Source organism: Thiocapsa roseopersicina (assembly GCF_900106925.1).
GTDB classification, from domain to species: domain Bacteria; phylum Pseudomonadota; class Gammaproteobacteria; order Chromatiales; family Chromatiaceae; genus Thiocapsa; species Thiocapsa roseopersicina.
Genome location: NZ_FNNZ01000001.1, coordinates 145,912 through 162,893, shown reverse-complemented (window position 1 = coordinate 162,893; position 16,982 = coordinate 145,912). Strand labels below are relative to the sequence as shown.

Genomic DNA, 16,982 nt, shown 5'->3' with positions numbered 1-16,982 from the left:
GACCCGGAACGGCGCCCCGAGCGGGTACTCAGGTCACCACGCGCCGATTGATCGGATCCGCGAAGTATTCGCGCGTCATCCGAAAGACCACCGGGCTGAGCAAGAGCAAAGCGACTAGATTGGGAATCGCCATCAGGGCGTTGAGTGTATCGGCGACCAGCCAGATGAACTCGAGCTCGAGCGTCGCCCCGATCGGAATGACCGCCACCCAGACCAACCGAAATGGAACGATCGCATGGATGCCGAACAGGTATTCCATGCAGCGCTCGCCGTAGACGCTCCAGCCCAGGATGGTCGTGAAGGCGAAGAGGGCCAGCCCGAAGGTGACGATATAGCCGCCGATCGACGGCAGGCCGGCGCTGAAGGCCGCGGACGACAGGCTCGCGCCGGTCTCCCCGCTCATCCACTCGCCCGTCACCATGATGACCAAGCCCGTGATGGTGCAGATGATGATGGTGTCGATGAAGGTTCCGAGCATGGCGACCGTGCCCTGCTGGATCGGATCGTTGCTCTGGGCCGCCGCATGCGCGATCGGGGCGCTGCCGAGGCCCGCCTCGTTGGAGAAGATGCCCCGCGCCACGCCCATCTGGATGCCCAGCATCAGGGTTGCACCGGCGAATCCGCCGGCGGCGGCCGTCGGCGAGAAGGCGTGCTGCACGATCTGATAGATGGCTTGCGGAATCTGATCGATGTTGAAGGCCAAGACCACCAGGCCGCCGACCACATAGGCGATTGCCATGAAGGGAACCAGCTTCCCGGCGACTTGGGCGATCCAGCGAATACCGCCGATCAGAACCAAGCCGACCATCACGGCCATCGCGATACCGGACCAAAGCTCCGGGATCGCGAACTTGCCGCTTAGTGCGTGGGACACCGAATTGGCCTGGACCATGTTGCCGATCCCGAACCCCGCGAGCGCACCGAAGATCGCGAAGGCGGTACCGAGCCAGAGCCAGCGACGACCCAGTCCGTTCTTGATGTAGTACATGGGGCCGCCGACATAGTTGCCCTTCTCGTCCACCTCGCGGTATTTCACCGCCAGAACGCCCTCGGCATATTTGGTGGCCATTCCGACGAGCGCCGTGCACCACATCCAGAAGAGCGCGCCGGGTCCGCCGATCGCGATCGCCGTGGCGACGCCGGCGATGTTGCCCGTTCCGATGGTTGCCGCGAGCGACGTCATCAAGGCGTTGAAAGGCGTAATGTTGCCCTGTCCCTGGGCGTGCCGGCCGGCCCACAGCATGCGGAAACCGAACCCGAGCTTCAGCAGCGGCATCAAGCGCAAGCCGATCATCAGGAAGAGGCCGGTTCCCAGGATGAGAACCAGCATGGGAGGACCCCAGACGAGCCCGTTGATCGTGCCGACCCAGCTCTCGATCGTCTCCACGTGACGCATCCCCTTTCAAATGAGATCAGAAACCGGACGCAACTATACACGTCAACCCGACCAAACGCCTTTGCCCTGGTCGCCCGATCCCCGTATCCTATCCTCTACGACTGCGGGATCGAGCTCTGCCTCCGTCACGGCGACCGTCCCCCCGGAGACGGCGTTGAAACCGCCGCCGCTTCACGCTGTCGAACCGCCCGGTTCCCGCCCGGACGCATCATCCCGAATCACCACGCATGCCACATCGGCGACCCCGGCCTCATGAAATTCCTTGTCGACTTCTTTCCGATTCTCCTGTTCTTCGCCGCCTACAAGCTCGAAGGCATCTACGTCGCGACCGGTGTGGCCATCCTCGCCTCGGCCATCTTAGTCGGCTGGTCGTGGATAAGGCGACGGCATGTCGAGACCATGCCGTTGGTCACGCTCGGGTTGCTGGTGCTGTTCGGAGGACTCACGCTCGCCCTGCACGACCCGATCTTCGTCATGTGGAAACCGACGATCGTCAATTGGCTGTTCGGCGCCGTCTTTCTCGGCAGTCAATTCATCGGGAAGCAAACCCTGATCGAGCGGATGATGGGCAAGGCCATCGAGATTCCCTCCGCCGTTTGGACGCGCTTGAATATGATGTGGATCGGGTTCTTCTTCGTCACCGGGCTCGTCAATCTCTTCGTGGTCTATATCGGCAGCGGGTTCTTCGGTGCCCAGCAGGCGCTGATCCTCGCCTCGGGCCTGCAGGATATCGACCTCTCGGCCTGCGCAGAGCGCTTCGGCGGCGACCTGCTCTCGCTCTGCAACGATGCGCAGGCACGCGAGGACATTTGGGTGAATTTCAAGCTCTTCGGTATGATGGGGATGACGCTTGTGTTCGTCGTCGCACAGGCATTCTACCTGTCCCGCCACATGAAAGATGAACCCCGGACCCTGGAGGCCGACTGACGTGCTGTACGCCATCATCGCCGTCGATCACGACAAGAGTCTCGCGGCACGCCTGAGCGCGCGGCCGGACCATCTGGCGCGCCTGGATGCCCTGCAGGACGAGGGGCGCCTGATCCTCGCAGGGCCACACCCAGCGATCGACAGCCCGGATCCCGGGGACGCCGGTTTCTCCGGATCCCTCATCGTCGCCGAATTCCCCGATCTGGCCTCAGCCGAGCAATGGGCGGCTGCGGATCCGTACAACGCGGCCGGCGTCTACCGAGAGGTGCTGGTCAAACCCTTCAAGCGGGTATTTCCGAGCTGAAACCCGATCCGGACGCCGCTCGCAACGGGCGGGCGAGCCCCCTCGCCTGCCGTCTCTCCCCATTGCCATCGCCGGCATCCTCGGATGCCAATGAATCCCACATACGGAAACCATCATCATGAAGACGACTCGCATTCCCCTCCTCCTGTGTGCCCTGCTGGCCGCCGGTGCCGCCGTGGCGGAGGACGCCAAGGACGCGGAGGCCCAACCGCAGGGCGACGACGTCCTGATTGCAACGGTCAACGGCACACCCTACGGTCTCGACCTCTTCCGTCTCTTCTTCCTGGAGCGCCTGCAGCAAAGTCAGGGACAGAATTCGCCCGAGCTCCAAGAGCAGGCCTTCAACGACTTCATGAGTCTGGTGGTTGCCTCCCAGGAGGCTGCTCGGCGTAGTCTGGAGCAAGACCCCGACGTCGGTGTCGCCATCGAGCTGCAGCGCATGAAGATCCTCTCCAATGCGGCACTGGCCTCGATGGCCGAGGAGATCGAGCCGACCGAAGACGAGCTGAAGAAGGCTTACGAGGAGGTCAAGGAAAACGCCAGCCAGACCGAGTACAAGGCACGCCACATCCTCGTCAAGGACGAGGAAGAGGCGAAAAAGATGATCGAGGAGCTCGAAGGCGGTGCCGATTTCGGCGATCTGGCCCGGGAGCACTCGCTCGGACCGACCGGCAAGAACGGCGGCGAGCTCGAGTGGTTCGACGCCAACCAGATGGTGGCGCCCTTCTCCGAGGCCGTCGCCGCGATGGAGGTCGGCAGCTACACGAAAACACCCGTACAGACCCAGTTCGGGTGGCATGTCATCGAGCTGCAGGACTCCCGCAAGGCCGAGCCCCCGAGCTTCGAGGATGCCAAGCAGCAGCTCATGGCGCTGCTCAAGCGCCAAAAGCTTTCGGCGAAGCTGGCCGAGATGCGTGACGGCGCCATGGTGGAGCTCAACGAGGAGGTCGTGAAGCTCAAGCCGACCGACGACGCTGCTGCGAAAGGATCCGAGTAAGGCATTAGGCGATTTCCGGCCACAAGCCTCTCGACTGCGCATGCCAGTAGGGGCGAATTGATTCGCCCCTACTGGTCGTTCGACTTCTTCGGGGAAATCATCTCAGGTCGCCCCCGACACCCATCGCCAGTGACCTTCCGCCGGCCCGAGCGTCGGCGCACACGCGAGATTGACCGGATGCGACCGGATTCACGGTTCGACGGCATCTAGGGCGTTGCGTCTCCCGGCTTTTGTATTAGAATTTAATTATGTTATGAATGACGGAGAGATCCTATGATCTCCTGTACCACGCTACGCTCGACCGTTGTCTTGTCCGCCGGCTTACTCCTGTCCGGCATCCTGCTGCTCCTGATCGCGGAGAGCGCCGCTCTACCGGTGCCGACCGCCCACATCGCCCTCCTCGCGGTACTCGGCGGGGCCGTGGCGCTTGGCCTCGGCTTTGCCCTCGCGATCTCGCCTTGGTCACGGCACTACTTCGACAACTGCGAGCACTGACCGAGCATTTTCGCGGACTCAGTGCGCACTCATCAGCCGCTCGGCCGTGCCCGGCTCCAGCCCGAACTCCTCTTCGACCATCCGATTCCATGCCTCGCGCTTGAAGGTGCTCTCGTCGGGCACCTTGCGATGCACCAGATTGTAGTGGCAGTCGATACAGGACTTGCCGTCCGTCTCCTCGCGATGGATCGCCGCGGTGTCGGCACGTTTACCCTGGATCGCCTCCAGAGTGTGACAGCGCATGCAGGTTGCCGAGTCGCGCGCTTGAAACCATTTGCGCGCGGCGAAGGCGGCCTCGGGCAGGTGCAGGGCGTTGATCACGGGGTCGTCGTAATCCGGTCCGAAGAGCTGCTTGAAGAGGTCCTTCGATCCGACTGCATGGTCCCAAGTCGCCGCGAAGACACCTTCGGAGACGTGACAGTCGCCACAGGATGCGCGCACCCCGGATGCGGAGTCGTAATGGACCGTTTGCCGATAGGTTTCATCGGCATAGGTCATTGAATGGCAGGTGGTACAGAACGCGTTGCTGCTGGTGTAGTGATCGAACTCGAGCAGAAAGGTCATGAAGAGCACCCCGCCGACGCCGCCGACCACGAGCGCGATCAACACGTGGCGGGTGATGAACAAAGGTGCAAGCAGCCGGCCCATCACTCGGCCTCCTGCGGTGCGAAGCCGAGGATGGTGCTCATCTGGTCGGGCTGATCCAGCCACTCATGCTGCCCGTTTGCACGCAGCACGGCCTCAACCAGCTCGTCCGCGTGCTCGCCGGCCGCCGCGCGTGCCTCCGGGAGAAAGCGCGCATAGAAATTGCGGCCGACCAGATACATGCCCTCCCACCACGCATGATTCGGGCTCATCATGGATGCGCCGTGACGACCGCGCGCACCTTCGTCGTGCCACAGCTCCCAGTAGGTGAACTCGATCGGCTCGTCGAACGCGGTCGGGGTGAGGAGACCGCGCTCATAGAGCCCGGCGATGATCGTCCGCGCCGGCTCGCCGAATTTCGTGTTGTAGAGCTCGACAACCGCGTCGAACTGGCGCATGAAGCTCTCGGTGAAGCCCTTGCCGTGACACTCGACACAGACCAGTGACATGGCCTGACGGCGCCGCTCGGGTGTCGCGACCGCCTTGACGATCCCGATCGTACCGTCCGCGCGGGCCATCTCGGTCCCGCGGCGCGGCGCGGGCTGATCCGAGGGCAGCTCCATCTTGCGACCATCCTCGAAGATGACGAGGAGCTGACGTTTGGAAACCGGCGTGTTGAGGCTCCAGACGTTGCGCAGACCGACATCATGGGTCGAGGGCAGCTTGCCGGCGGCTCCCATATGGCAGGTCACGCAGGTCGGTGCGGCCGTATAGTCGCGTCCCGCAACCCACTCGGTCGCCTCAAGATTCATCTCGTCGCGATGAGCCGCATAGACCATCCCGTGCTTGGACGCCTCGAAGATCTCCTTGTCCGGCGAGTCGGGGCCGGAGTGGCAACGCACGCATGCCTCGGGCTCGCGCGCCTGGGCCTTGGAGAAGCGGTGCCGGCCGTGACAGGATGAGCATGACCCCTTGGACCCGTCCGGATTGATCCGGCCGATGCCCGAGTTGGGCCAGGTCGCGGGATCCAAGGTGCCGTCCCCGCGCACCTTCACCCGCGAGCCGTGGCATTGATCGCAGGAGGCGGCCTGCATGGCGGCGCCGCCGACGTTGTGCGCCAACGCCGGCACACGCTCCTCGATGATGGAGTAGGCCTCGGCATGGACCGAGCCCTGCTGCTCTTCGAACTCCTTCGTGTGACAGCGCCCGCAATCCTTCGGCGAGACGATGGTCGCGATGACCTGCCCCTCGTGCTCGATGGCGTCCACATCGGCACGCTCGGCCCGATGGCAATCCATGCAGTTCACACCTGCGGCCGCATGGGCGCTGTCCTGCCACTGCTGCGCGAGGCCGCTCGATGCCTTGGTGTGGCAACTGACGCAGGCGCTGCCCGCGTCGTGACCCCAGTTGCTCGGATCGAGCTTGACCTTGTCGGCGACGGCGGGCACCGCGATCGACAGGGTTAGAGCGCAAAGAATAATGAATTTTAATGGGGCCGAGACTGGAATTGCACACATCTGAACGACCTCTCGAGCCTGCTTGAAAGAGGAACGCATCCGATTATAGGGCGGCCGGGCCGAGCAATCTAATTCAGCACCCATCGATATTCTTTAACGAGCCAACCAACCATCAAGCGCATTAATATATTCAAATTCCATTAAATACTATAGGTTTCGAGTAGATCGAGAGAGGAACGGCATTTCATTGACCGTACGCACTTTTACCCATGGCATCGATGAAGAACAATTCACGACGCTCGGACACGCGTCCGTATCACAGCGTCCATATCACAAGAAAAAGGAAGGAGCGACACCCCATGCAAGGCATACTCGCGGGACTCTCGATCACATTCGGTCTGGCACTCGGCCTCGGAGGTATCGCCGCTCCGGCGGTGGCCGAAGACACCTCCGAGCCGATCCACCTGATTTCGGCAGAGGTTTGTCAAACCTGTCACGAAGAGATCTACCGACAGTGGAAGGGCTCCATGCACGCCCAGAGCACCGCGCTCTCGGACCCGATCCACGGGACCTTCTACGAAATGGAAGTCGGCGACCCGAAGGCCGAGGGGCAGGTCCACAAGAAGTCCGGCACCTTCCCGGTATGCCTGCAGTGTCATGCACCGAACGCGGCCCGCGACAAGACCACCAAGCTCGATGCCCACGTCGCCTACAGCGAAGGGGTCAATTGCGTCGCCTGTCATACCCTTCAGAGCTACAAGGGCATCCTGGGCGAGGACGGCAAGATGCGCCTCGGGCTGAAGGCCTACGAGGTGTCGGACAAGCTCCAAGGTCCCGCAGCTTTCCCGCGCGGGGTTCAGCAACTGACCGCGGCCGGTGACGACCTGTTCGGTGGTGCCGTCGACGACGCCGCGGGGTCGCAGAAGCCGAACCCGCATCTAGGCGAGCCCGTGGAGATGGACGGGATCGAGATCCCTGCATTGACCATGGAGGCCAGCCCCTTCCTGATGAAGACCTCGGATGCCTGCATGGGCTGTCACGATCAGCGCAATAATCCGCAGGATGTTCCCTTGTGCGCGACGGGCAACGAGTTCATCGCCAGCGGCAGCAAGGTGGCCTGCCAATCCTGTCACATGCCGGTCTCCAACGGCCTCGTCGATCACTCCATGGGCGGCGGACACGATCACGGCATGCTCAAGCGGGCCGTCGTATTCAACGTACGCAGCACGCTCGACGGCGATGTGCTCAAGACGACCGTCATGATGCAAAATTCGCAACCCCATTCGGTACCGACCGGGGCGCCCTTCCGCAACATGTACATGAAGCTCACGGCCTATAACGATCAAGGCGAGGTGGTCTGGCAGAACGCGGAGGGACATCCCTCCAAGGACGATCCCAAAGGCTACTTTTTCTACGGGCTCGCGGACGACAAGGGGATGCCCGCACCGCCGCCGACCGCCACGCAGCTCGGAGACGACACCCGGCTCAAGCCCCATGAGACGCGCGAAATCCTATACGACATCCCTGCGGAAGGGGTCGTCCTGGTGCGCGGCGAGCTTTACTACAACCTCTTGTGGCCGTCGCTGGTGGAGAAGTTCACGCAGCTGCCGAGCGAGCTGACCGCTCCGGTGCTGATGGCTGCCGTGGAGCAAAACATCGTCGCACCCTAGATCGCGGCTGATGCTAAAGGCGTGGTTTCGCGGCCGGATGCCCTTGCCGCGAGCCACGCCCTCGGTGGACACGAGGCTGCAGGGCTCTAAACCGCCTCGAGAACGAGATGCTCATTTTCGGCTGAGCGGGGACGCAGTTTAAAATGATATATTTTTTAATATCTTAAACCGCGCCGAATCCAACGGTCGTCACGTCCGCCGGGGCCGACCCCATCCAAAAACATCGCATATCGCGCCGGGCGCGGTTTAATAGCGGAAGAGCGAAAAAACCGGACGGCCGTTCAATGGCTGGATGGGTCGAGCGTTCGTCCCCGTGGCCCGGGCGATGCGCTGGATCTGATCGGCGCTCACCTCGAGCGGCTCGCGAAAGACGAACCAAAGCACCGGCTCGGTGCAGGGCGGGGTCACGAGCGAGCCGGTATATCTGTAGTAGCTGCGATCTACCGGCAGCAGGAAGAGCGGGTTGATCCCCACCTGACGTTGCCGCACCCGCTCTCCGGGCTGTGTCGGCAGATACTCGAGGATCCGATCGAGGATTCGATTCTCGCGCTCTCCGGCCCGCAGCGGCACGGCGACGACGGCATAACCGCCCTGCCCGTCGCGATGCGTCATGTGGATCTCCGCCTCTGCGGCAACACCCTCGAAACCATGCAGACCGGGGACGTGGAAGCTGAACTCGACGAGGTCGTAGGCCTGACCCCGGACCACGAGCGCACTGCCGGGCGGAGAGATCAGGCGGACTCCGCGGCCGGTATTCTCGGCCTCGAGGAGCTGCGAGCGATAGCGAAAGAGCAAGGGCGTGTAGGTCACGCGCTGGGTCTCGACGATATCGATCGGCGATTGAAGCTCGCCCCGCGCGCACGTCTCGTACGCCCCGCCTAGGTCGCCCCACTGGTCCGGACCCGCAACCCCCGAGTAGGACCACTCGGGTAGCCGCATCGTCGCCGAATCACGCGCGACGGCATCGCTGCAGATACCGGCCGCGAGCAGACACAGGGTCAAATGCACGAGACGCCGCCGTCGGACGGCAGCGGGGTTCTGCGGGCGGGCGCATGTCATGGCATCACTCCTTGCGCTTTTTGATGCCGGCAATCGGCACGACGCGGGTATCCGGGGGCTCGTCGACATAATAGGGGCGCTCGCCGCCGCGACCCTGCCCGTCCGCCAGCTCCTTCTCGCGGGCGGCGATCAGCCCGAGACACTGGCGCACGTCCTCGATCGTCGGCTCGGACAGCGGATGACGCATCCCGGGCGGCGGGGTGACGTCTCGGATGATCGCGGACAGGGTCTTGCGCATAGCGATCAGGATCTGTTGCTCTTTGCTCAGTTCATGCATTGCGGGGTCCGTAGAGTCTGGAGAGACGTGGTTCGATCGCGGGAAGCAGGCGATCGCTCTGGACGCGGTTTAGTTTGAATCGGCAATATTGGGGCGACGAGGGAAGAATCCGGCGTCGCACGGATCAGGGGCGATCGAGCAACGCGTTCAGCATGGCCTCGTCGAGAATCGCAACACCGAGTGATTGCGCCTTCTCGAGCTTCGAGCCCGCCGCTTCGCCCGCAATCAGATAATCCGTCTTCTTCGAGACGCTGTTTGTCACCTTCGCACCGGCGTCCTGCAACCGGGCGGCGATCTCCTCGCGCGGCCGGCCGAGTGTGCCGGTGATCACGATCGTCTTGCCCGTGAGGGGCAGCGCATGCGAGGTCTGCGCAGGAGCGGGCGAGTCGGGCCAGTGGATCCCGGCCTCGAGCAGCCGCTCGATCGCCTCCCGATTGTGCCCTTGTGCGAAGAAGCCCGCAATCTCCGCCGCCACCACGGGGCCGACCCCTTCCACCATGCGCGTGCTGTTGAGATAGAGGTCTTCGAGCTCGGCCGCGCGAAGTGCGGCGAGATCCTCGAAGCGCCCCGCCAAGGCCTGTGCACGCGCAGCGGTCAGACCGGGGAGCTTGAGTCCCGCCAGCCACTCCGCAAGATCGCCTTGCGCCTCGATCCCCGGATGCTCGACCAGGAAGCGATGCAGTGCGGTCGCGGTGTCCCGACCCACACCCTTTACGCCTCGATCGCGGACGAAATCCGCTTCACGCGTCCGCGCGAGCTCGGCGATCCCGCCGAACCTCGCGGCCAACGCCTGCGCGGTCGTCTCGCCGACATCCGGAATCCCGAGTGCGAAGATAAAGCGCGCAAAGCTCGTGGACTTGCTGTGCTCCAGGGCGTCGATCAGGTTGGCCGCGGACTTCTCGCCCATACGCTCGAGGCCGACGAGCTGCTCCGCGGTCAGCCGATACAGATCGGCGGGCTCGCGAACCAACCCCAAATCGACGAGCTGCTCGATCAGCCGCTCCCCGAGACCCTCGATATCCATGGCGCGACGCGAGGCGAAATGCCGGATCGCCTGCTTGCGCTGCGCCGGACAGTAGAGACCGCCGGTGCAGCGTGCCACCACCTCGCCCGGCGGGCGCAGCACGTCGGACCCGCACACGGGACACTGGGCCGGCATCTCGACCGGCACCGCACCCGGTGGGCGGCGATCCACCAGGACGCTCACGACCTCGGGAATCACGTCGCCGGCACGTCGGACAATAACGGTATCGCCGGCTCGGACATCCTTGCGGATCACCTCGTCCATGTTGTGCAAGGTAGCGTTGGCGACGATGACGCCGCCGACCTGCACGGGTCGCAGCCGAGCGACCGGGGTGACGGCACCCGTGCGCCCCACCTGAAACTCGACCGCCTCGACGAGCGTCAGCTCCTCTTGGGCGGGGAACTTGCGTGCGATGGCCCAACGCGGATGATGGCTGGTCGCGCCCAAGCCGATCTGATCGGCAATCCGGTCGACCTTGAACACCACGCCGTCGATCTCGTAGGGCAGCGCGTCGCGGCGGCGACCCAAGTCGTCGAAGTAGGCACGACAGCCATCCGCTCCCTCGACCTGCTGCAGCTCCTTCGAGATGGGGATGCCCCAGCCGGCGAGCCGTTGCAGCATTGCGTAATGGCTCTCTTCGGGATCGATCGAGAGCTCGCCCCATCCGTAGCAGCAGAAGCGCAAGGGGCGCGTGGCGGTCACCCGTGGATCGAGCTGACGCAGGCTCCCTGCGGCCGCATTGCGTGGATTGGCGAAGACGCGCTCGCCCCGCTCCGCAGCGTCTCGGTTGAGCCGCGCGAATCCCTCGCGGGTCATATAAACCTCGCCGCGCACCTCGAGCACGGCGGGACAGTCCTCGCCGACAAGGCGCAGCGGCACGCTCTTGACGGTGCGCACGTTCGCGGTGACATCCTCGCCGGTCGAGCCGTCGCCGCGGGTCGCGGCCTGCACCAACAGACCTGCCTCGTAGCGGATACTCATGGCCAGCCCGTCGAGCTTGGGCTCGGCGGTGTAGAGGACCGGATCGGTACCCGGCAAGGCGGCGGCGACGCGACGGTCGAACTCGACCAGCTCCCCATCGCTCATGGCGTTGGCGAGCGAGATCATGGGTAGACGGTGGCGAACCGAGGCGAAGGCGGAGAGCGGTGCGGCGCCGACCCGCTGGGTCGGCGAATCCGGCGTCTTCAGATCCGGATAGTCGGACTCGAGGGATTGAAGCTCGGCGAAGAGACGATCGTATTCGGCGTCCGGGATTTCCGGATCGTCGAGGACGTAATAGCGGACATTGTGGCGGGCGATCTCCGTGCGCAGCCATTCGGCGCGCTCGGCGGCGGCATCCGCGCCGATCAACGCTCCGCCGTGCGTGCCCATCGGCGCTCGTTGTCGAGCACGGCTTGACGCAAATCCTCTTCCTTCCTCACCGTGAGCGGACGGCGAGTCTCGTCGAGCACCTCGCCGTCGAGCTCGCTGGCGAGCTTGCGGGCCGTGGCGATCATCTCTTCGAGGATAGTGATATCCTCCGGGCGCCCGTCGAGCTGGGCGAACAGCATCAGACCGGGTGTCGAGAAGTCTTCCATGCGCTCGAAGGGAAAGGTCCCCGGCTTGACCATATTGGCCATGCTGAAATAGATCCGCGTGTCGTGGTCGAACTCGTCAAGACAGTGGAAGATGTCCATGCGACCGGGACGCAGACCGCAGAGGTCGGCGGCATCCATCAGCTCCGGGCCGGCGAAGGGCTCGCGGCGCGCGCTGACGCTGAGCTGAATCAGCAGCGGCTCCAAGTCGGCGGGCATATCCGAATCGAGGTCGTCGTCCTGATCCGACTCGGACTCGGGCTCAAATTCGGCCTCGGGATCGCGCCGACGCGACTCCGCGGCGGGCGATCGGCCGGGCCGCGCACGATCGGGGTCATCCCCGCGCTCGTCGTCGGAGACCCGCCCGAGCCGCGGCTCGCGCTTGCCGGTCGAAAGACCGTAAGGTGCGTCGGCCTCCTCGTAGTCATCGTCCTCGTCCGCGTCACCGGCACGGCGGCTGCGCTCCCATAGGAAGAGGGCGAGGACGAGCAGGGCGCCCACGACGATGAGGATGAGACGGATGGTATTGGCGTCCATTCAAGCGTTGGTGTCGGTCTGACGTTCAGGACTGGGTGGAGTATATCAATGCGCGAGCAACCTGTATCCCCGCGTGGACGGGTTTCACACACGACGGCAACGGCGGCCCGAACCTCCGACCACGCCCGTTCGCGCACTCAGGACACGGCCGCGAGCCGAACCGCCTCTTCGACATCCACCGAAACGAGCCGCGACACGCCGGGCTCGTGCATGGTCACGCCGAGCAGATGATCGGCAATCTCCATCGTCACCTTGTTGTGGCTGATGAAGACGAACTGGACCCGGTCCGACATGGAGCGCACCTGCTCGCAGAAGCGCCCGACGTTGGCGTCGTCGAGCGGCGCGTCGACCTCGTCGAGCATACAGAAGGGTGCCGGGTTGAGCTCGAAGATGGCGAAGACCAAGGCGACCGCGGTGAGTGCCTTCTCCCCGCCCGAAAGCAGGTGGATGCTCGAATTGCGCTTGCCGGGCGGTCGCGCCATGACGGTCACGCCGGTTTCCAGCAGATCCTCGTCGGTGAGATCCAGGCTCGCGTGACCGCCGCCGAAGAGACGCGGAAACAGGAGCTGAAACCCCTGATTGACCTGATCGTAGGTCTCGCGGAAACGGTTGCGCGTCTCGCGATCGATCTTGCGGATCGCCTGCTCCAGGGTCTCGAGCGAACGACTGATGTCCTCGTGCTGGGCGTCCAGATAGACCTTGCGCTCGGCCTGCTGCCTGAATTCGTCCACCGCGGCCAGGTTGACCGGACCGAGCCGCTGTAGACGTGCCCCGGTCTTGGCGAGCGCCTCTTGCCACTGTGATTCGTTCGCCGCGGGGTCCGTCGCAGCCAGGACGTCGAGCGGCGTCTGCCCGGCCTCGGCGATCTGCTCGGCGAGGGTCTGGCGACGGACCAGACGCTCCTGTTGCTCCAAACGCTGCCGATCGAGCTCGCCGCGACCGAGCCGGCTCTCCTGCTCCAGGCGCTGACGCGCCTGCTCCAGCTCGCGGACCTCGCCGTCCAGCGCCTCGAGCCGGTTGCGCGCCGCGGCCAATGCCTGCTCGACCTCCACCCGCAACACCAGTTGCTCGTCGAGCCGCGCCCGCTGCTCGGCCAAGGGCTCGACACTCTCTTCGAGCGCATCCAACAGCTCGGCGCGACGCTCGTGCAGCACCGAGCGGCGCTCCTGGATGCGCGCAAGACTCTGCTGGGTCGCCGCGCGCGCGGCGCGGTTGGACCCGACGCTGACGCGTAAGCCTTGGGTCCGCTCCCGGCAACCACGCTCCTCGTCGCGTGCCGCGGCAAGCCCGCTGCGCAGCACCTCGCGCTCGGCCTGCATCGCCTCGCGACGCTCCGCCAGGGTCTCGACCAGGGACAGATGCGCGTGCAGACGCTCGCGCGCCTCCTCCATCTCCTCCAAGGCATCGGCCATCTGCTCCTGCAGCTCGTCGCGCTCGGCACCCAACGCCTGGAGCCGATCCTGTCGATGCTCGCGCTTGGCGCGCAGGCTCGCGAGCTCGGCCTTGAGCTGCGCGAGCTCGCGACCCAGCGCGGACAGTTGTCGTCCGGCGTCGGCGCGCTCCTCCTGAGCCCGTGTCCGGGCCGTGCGCAAACGCTCCTGCTCGGCGCACAGCTCGGACTCGCGGACCTGATGATCCGCGATCTCCGCCCCGAGCGCCTTGATCGCCTCCGCCCGCGCGATGACGCCCCCCTGCGCCTGCACCGGCGGCGTGCTCAGCCAGTCGCGACCGACTTGGGCACCCTCGGGCGTCACCCATTGCTCGGCCGAGCCCAAGGCGTCGCGCATCGCGACGGCGTCGGCGAGCCGATCGACGGTCCGGACCCGGCCGAGCAGGCCATCGAGCGCCCAGGGTGCGCGAACATGCGCAAGGATCGCCCGAGCCGTCGGTCCGCCGTCCGAGTCCCGTGCGGCGTCGGCCTGACCCTCCGACCGACCCTCGGCAGCTTCGCGGGTCTCCAAGAGCACCAGACCCGGAGGCGGATCGCCGCCGGCGAGCGCACGATCGAGATTCGGGATGCCGATCGCGCGCACCGCATCCCCGAGCAGCACCTCGACGGCACGCTGCCAATCCGAATCGACCTCGATCCGATCGATGAGACGGGAGGCGTCCGCGAGTCCCGCGGCGGCAAGCCAGTCGGACCGGCCGTCGTCGGTATCGGCCAGGGCCTCGTCCTGCAAGGCGACGAGCGAGGCCAGCCGACCTCGGGATTGCTGCAACAGGGTGCGGACCCGATCGATCTGCGAGGCGAGCGTACCGATCGCCCCGTCGCGTTCGGCCAGATCGGCGCCGTACGCCTCGTGACGCTCCTCCATGTCCGCGAGCGCGGTCTCCAATCGGCTCTCGCGCTCGACGAGCTGGACAAACCGACCCTCGAGCTCCAAGCCCTGCAGACGTGCGAGATCCTCGTCCAAGCGCCGCAGTCGGTCGCGGTCACGGTCGCTGCGCTGCTCGAGTGCGTTGATCCGGGCACGCTCGGCCTGCGCCTGCTCCGACGGCCCGGCGGCCTCCCGACTGAAGTCGTCCCAGAGGCGCTCCCACTGCTTGAGCCGATCCTCGGCGCCAGCCACGCTCAGCACGGCTGCAGACAATGCCTGATCCGCGCCCGCCAGCTCGGGCTCGTCGCGTGCGAGGTTGCGGTCGATTTCTGCAAGACGGCCCCGGTCGCGCTCCAAGTGGTCCTCGGCCTCGCCGATCTCCTGGTCGAGGCGCACCAGCTCGCCCTCGCGCCGACCACGGGCCTCGTTGGCGAACTGGATCGCCTGCTCGGCCCGCGCGATCTCCGAGCCGACGGCGTAGAAGCGGCCCTGCACCCCGTTGAAGGTCTCCGAGGCGCTCTGATAGTCGGCACGCCGCGCCTCGATGTCGGCCTCGATCCGGCGCTGCTGCGCGAGCCCCGCTTCGGTCCGGGTCTCGGTCTCGGCCAGGCGCTGCTCGCGGGTGCGGATCTCCTCGTCGAGCGCCTGCCAGCGCAGCGCTTTGAGCTCCAGATCCAGACGCCGCTCCTCGGCCTTGAGCTGGGTATAACGCTCCGCGGACGCGGCTTGGCGCTCCAGGTGCTGAATCTGTTTGTTGACCTCGTCGCGCAGATCGTCGAGCCGGTCCAGGTTCTCGCGGGTCTGACGCATGCGGCTTTCGGTCTCGCGGCGACGCTCCTTGTACTTGGAGATCCCGGCCGCCTCCTCCAGAAAGATCCGCAGATCCTCGGGCCGCGCCTCGATGATGCGCGAGATCATCCCCTGCTCGATGATGGCGTAGGAGCGCGGCCCGAGACCCGTGCCGAGGAAGAGATCCTGGATATCGCGCCGTCGGCAGCGCGTCCCGTTCAGGGAGTAAGCCGACTGACCGTCGCGCGAGACCTGACGCTTGACCGAGATCTGATTGAAGGCGGCATAGGCGCCGCCCGCCCCGCCGTCGGCATTGTCGAACACCAGCTCGATGCTGGCCGTTCCGACTGGTTTGCGCCCGGTACTGCCGTTGAAGATGACGTCCGCCATCGACTCGCCGCGCAGCATCTTCGCGGAGCTCTCGCCCATAACCCAACGCACCGCGTCGATGACGTTGGACTTGCCGCAGCCATTGGGACCGACGACACCGACCAGATTGCCTGGAAAGAGCACCGTCGTGGGATCCACGAAGGATTTGAAGCCGGCAAGTCGGATCTTTTCAAGACGCATCCAAGAACCATACCGGAAGGAGATTCGGCGGCACAAGCGGGCCGAACGTGTCGCATGGCACGGAAGGTTCGGGCTGGTAGACTTGGGGATCCGGATACGGCGGGACGCAGCGACGACTTCGACAACGCCTGCGACAACGACAACGACAACGACAACGACAACGACAACGACAACGATTGGACTTGGTGCTCGACTTCTTTATTTCCGATACGTGACTCAATCGCCGGTGATCGACATCATGACATCTCCCCGACAGCTTCCCTCGGTCCCCCTGCCCCGGCCACGCTTACCGGGGCGCATTCTTCTTTGGCTCACTCTTCCGTGCCTTGCGATGTCCGTATCGGCCGCGGAGAACGCCTTCGTGAACGACGCCGAGCCACCCGTGCCCTCGAGCGTTCGACCGGGCACGCCCTGGCAGGAATCGGACACCGCGCTCCCGCCTTGGCCGCAGGATGCGGATCTGGTCGAGCTGGTCCCGGATGGGCCCGATGCAGGTTTGCGGTATTTCATCGACACCCGCAACCTGCAGGTCGGCGCCGACGACGTGGTGCGCTACACGCTCGTCGCGGAGGGCAGCAACGGGACCCGCAACCTCTCGGTGGAGGGCATCCGCTGCACGCCGCGGGGCGCTTACAAGACGTACGCCTACGGTGCGGGCAATCGGTTCGCTCCGGTCGAAGCGGAGGAATGGCTGGGGATCTCCGCGGACGGCGGGGAGCGCTGGCGCCACGACCTGTGGCGGTTTCACTTCTGCATCCCGCAGGCCTTTGCACCGCGTCCGAAGATCGACATGGTCCGCTCGCTCAAAGGCCGGATCTCGCCGCGCCAGAACATGGGTTTCCTGCCGGACTGACGACGCCGAGTGCATCGAGGCCCGCGGTCACTTGCCCCGACCCGATCGATCCACTGGAAACTCCGGCGTCCAGCCCGCATGATCCGGCGATCGCCGAGGCTGCGCCCGGTCCGACCCGCCAATTGTCCCGGCGCCACGGTCCGAGCCACC

At 65.1% G+C, this 16,982-nt stretch carries 14 protein-coding genes; 6 read left to right on the top strand and 8 right to left on the bottom strand.

Features of this window, described 5'->3' with window-relative positions; translation table 11 throughout:
- Positions 1-28: 28 nt before the first annotated feature.
- Complete coding sequence (locus tag BLV04_RS00710) at positions 29-1,387, bottom strand: alanine/glycine:cation symporter family protein (protein WP_093027130.1); 1,359 nt, start codon at positions 1,385-1,387, stop codon at positions 29-31.
- 261 nt (positions 1,388-1,648) lie between these two features.
- Between BLV04_RS00710 and BLV04_RS00705 the strand changes: the two genes are divergently transcribed.
- The 4 genes from BLV04_RS00705 to BLV04_RS00690 all read left to right on the top strand — a co-directional run bounded on the left by BLV04_RS00705 (position 1,649) and on the right by BLV04_RS00690 (position 4,119).
- Positions 1,649-2,323: an inner membrane-spanning protein YciB gene (locus tag BLV04_RS00705; protein ID WP_093027128.1), complete on the top strand. Its 675-nt coding sequence runs from the start codon at positions 1,649-1,651 to the stop codon at positions 2,321-2,323.
- 1 nt (position 2,324) lies between these two features.
- On the top strand, positions 2,325-2,627 hold the full coding sequence (locus tag BLV04_RS00700; protein ID WP_093027126.1) for a YciI family protein: 303 nt from the start codon (positions 2,325-2,327) through the stop codon (positions 2,625-2,627).
- Between the two features lie 118 nt (positions 2,628-2,745).
- Positions 2,746-3,624: a peptidylprolyl isomerase gene (locus BLV04_RS00695; protein WP_093027124.1), complete on the top strand. Its 879-nt coding sequence runs from the start codon at positions 2,746-2,748 to the stop codon at positions 3,622-3,624.
- A gap of 273 nt (positions 3,625-3,897) precedes the next feature.
- Complete coding sequence (locus tag BLV04_RS00690; protein WP_093027122.1) at positions 3,898-4,119, top strand: hypothetical protein; 222 nt, start codon at positions 3,898-3,900, stop codon at positions 4,117-4,119.
- Positions 4,120-4,137: 18 nt separating this feature from the next.
- On the opposite strand, the gene BLV04_RS00685 is transcribed toward BLV04_RS00690, so the two are convergent.
- Positions 4,138-4,767 carry a NapC/NirT family cytochrome c gene (locus BLV04_RS00685; protein ID WP_093027120.1) on the bottom strand — a complete coding sequence of 210 codons (630 nt, stop codon included), beginning with the start codon at positions 4,765-4,767 and terminating at the stop codon, positions 4,138-4,140.
- The gene (locus BLV04_RS00680; protein WP_093027118.1) at positions 4,767-6,221 is read right to left on the bottom strand and encodes a multiheme c-type cytochrome; all 1,455 of its coding nucleotides are present in this window, start codon (positions 6,219-6,221) and stop codon (positions 4,767-4,769) included. The genes BLV04_RS00685 and BLV04_RS00680 overlap by 1 nt, the downstream gene beginning before the upstream one ends.
- A gap of 299 nt (positions 6,222-6,520) precedes the next feature.
- Here BLV04_RS00680 and BLV04_RS00675 point away from each other — a divergent pair, with 299 nt between their 5' ends.
- Positions 6,521-7,831: a cytochrome c family protein gene (locus BLV04_RS00675; RefSeq protein WP_093027116.1), complete on the top strand. Its 1,311-nt coding sequence runs from the start codon at positions 6,521-6,523 to the stop codon at positions 7,829-7,831.
- Positions 7,832-8,077: 246 nt separating this feature from the next.
- On the opposite strand, the gene BLV04_RS00670 is transcribed toward BLV04_RS00675, so the two are convergent.
- The 5 genes from BLV04_RS00670 to smc form a co-directional block, all read right to left on the bottom strand.
- A complete protein-coding gene (locus BLV04_RS00670) occupies positions 8,078-8,890 on the bottom strand; it encodes a carbonic anhydrase (protein WP_093027114.1) in 813 nt (270 codons plus the stop codon).
- A 4-nt stretch (positions 8,891-8,894) separates the two neighbouring features.
- Entirely contained in the window at positions 8,895-9,167 is a 273-nt protein-coding gene (locus BLV04_RS00665; RefSeq protein WP_093027112.1) for a segregation and condensation protein A, read from the bottom strand.
- A gap of 124 nt (positions 9,168-9,291) precedes the next feature.
- Positions 9,292-11,562 carry an NAD-dependent DNA ligase LigA gene (gene ligA, locus BLV04_RS00660; protein WP_093027110.1) on the bottom strand — a complete coding sequence of 757 codons (2,271 nt, stop codon included), beginning with the start codon at positions 11,560-11,562 and terminating at the stop codon, positions 9,292-9,294.
- Positions 11,538-12,302 (bottom strand): cell division protein ZipA, encoded by a 765-nt coding sequence (locus BLV04_RS00655; RefSeq protein ID WP_093027108.1) that lies wholly within the window; start codon positions 12,300-12,302, stop codon positions 11,538-11,540. The genes ligA and BLV04_RS00655 overlap by 25 nt, the downstream gene beginning before the upstream one ends.
- Before the next feature lie 137 nt (positions 12,303-12,439).
- Positions 12,440-15,979, bottom strand: a complete 3,540-nt coding sequence (smc, locus tag BLV04_RS00650; protein WP_093027106.1) for a chromosome segregation protein SMC — start codon at positions 15,977-15,979, stop codon at positions 12,440-12,442.
- A 331-nt stretch (positions 15,980-16,310) separates the two neighbouring features.
- On the opposite strand from smc, the gene BLV04_RS00645 reads away from it, so the two are divergent.
- The gene (locus tag BLV04_RS00645) at positions 16,311-16,832 is read left to right on the top strand and encodes a CNP1-like family protein (protein WP_175534428.1); all 522 of its coding nucleotides are present in this window, start codon (positions 16,311-16,313) and stop codon (positions 16,830-16,832) included.
- Positions 16,833-16,982: the final 150 nt, after the last annotated feature.

What these genes read in the sequence shown, in the direction of transcription:
- BLV04_RS00705 (WP_093027128.1), top strand. Translation starts at nt 1,649, where the DNA reads ATGAAATTCCTTGTCGACTTCTTTCCGATTCTCCTGTTCTTCGCCGCC.
- BLV04_RS00695 (WP_093027124.1), top strand. Translation starts at nt 2,746, where the DNA reads ATGAAGACGACTCGCATTCCCCTCCTCCTGTGTGCCCTGCTGGCCGCC.
- BLV04_RS00690 (WP_093027122.1), top strand. Translation starts at nt 3,898, where the DNA reads ATGATCTCCTGTACCACGCTACGCTCGACCGTTGTCTTGTCCGCCGGC.
- BLV04_RS00685 (WP_093027120.1), bottom strand. Translation starts at nt 4,767, where the DNA reads ATGGGCCGGCTGCTTGCACCTTTGTTCATCACCCGCCACGTGTTGATC.
- BLV04_RS00680 (WP_093027118.1), bottom strand. Translation starts at nt 6,221, where the DNA reads ATGTGTGCAATTCCAGTCTCGGCCCCATTAAAATTCATTATTCTTTGC.
- BLV04_RS00675 (WP_093027116.1), top strand. Translation starts at nt 6,521, where the DNA reads ATGCAAGGCATACTCGCGGGACTCTCGATCACATTCGGTCTGGCACTC.
- BLV04_RS00670 (WP_093027114.1), bottom strand. Translation starts at nt 8,890, where the DNA reads ATGACATGCGCCCGCCCGCAGAACCCCGCTGCCGTCCGACGGCGGCGT.
- BLV04_RS00665 (WP_093027112.1), bottom strand. Translation starts at nt 9,167, where the DNA reads ATGCATGAACTGAGCAAAGAGCAACAGATCCTGATCGCTATGCGCAAG.
- ligA (WP_093027110.1), bottom strand. Translation starts at nt 11,562, where the DNA reads ATGGGCACGCACGGCGGAGCGTTGATCGGCGCGGATGCCGCCGCCGAG.
- BLV04_RS00655 (WP_093027108.1), bottom strand. Translation starts at nt 12,302, where the DNA reads ATGGACGCCAATACCATCCGTCTCATCCTCATCGTCGTGGGCGCCCTG.
- smc (WP_093027106.1), bottom strand. Translation starts at nt 15,979, where the DNA reads ATGCGTCTTGAAAAGATCCGACTTGCCGGCTTCAAATCCTTCGTGGAT.
- BLV04_RS00645 (WP_175534428.1), top strand. Translation starts at nt 16,311, where the DNA reads ATGTCCGTATCGGCCGCGGAGAACGCCTTCGTGAACGACGCCGAGCCA.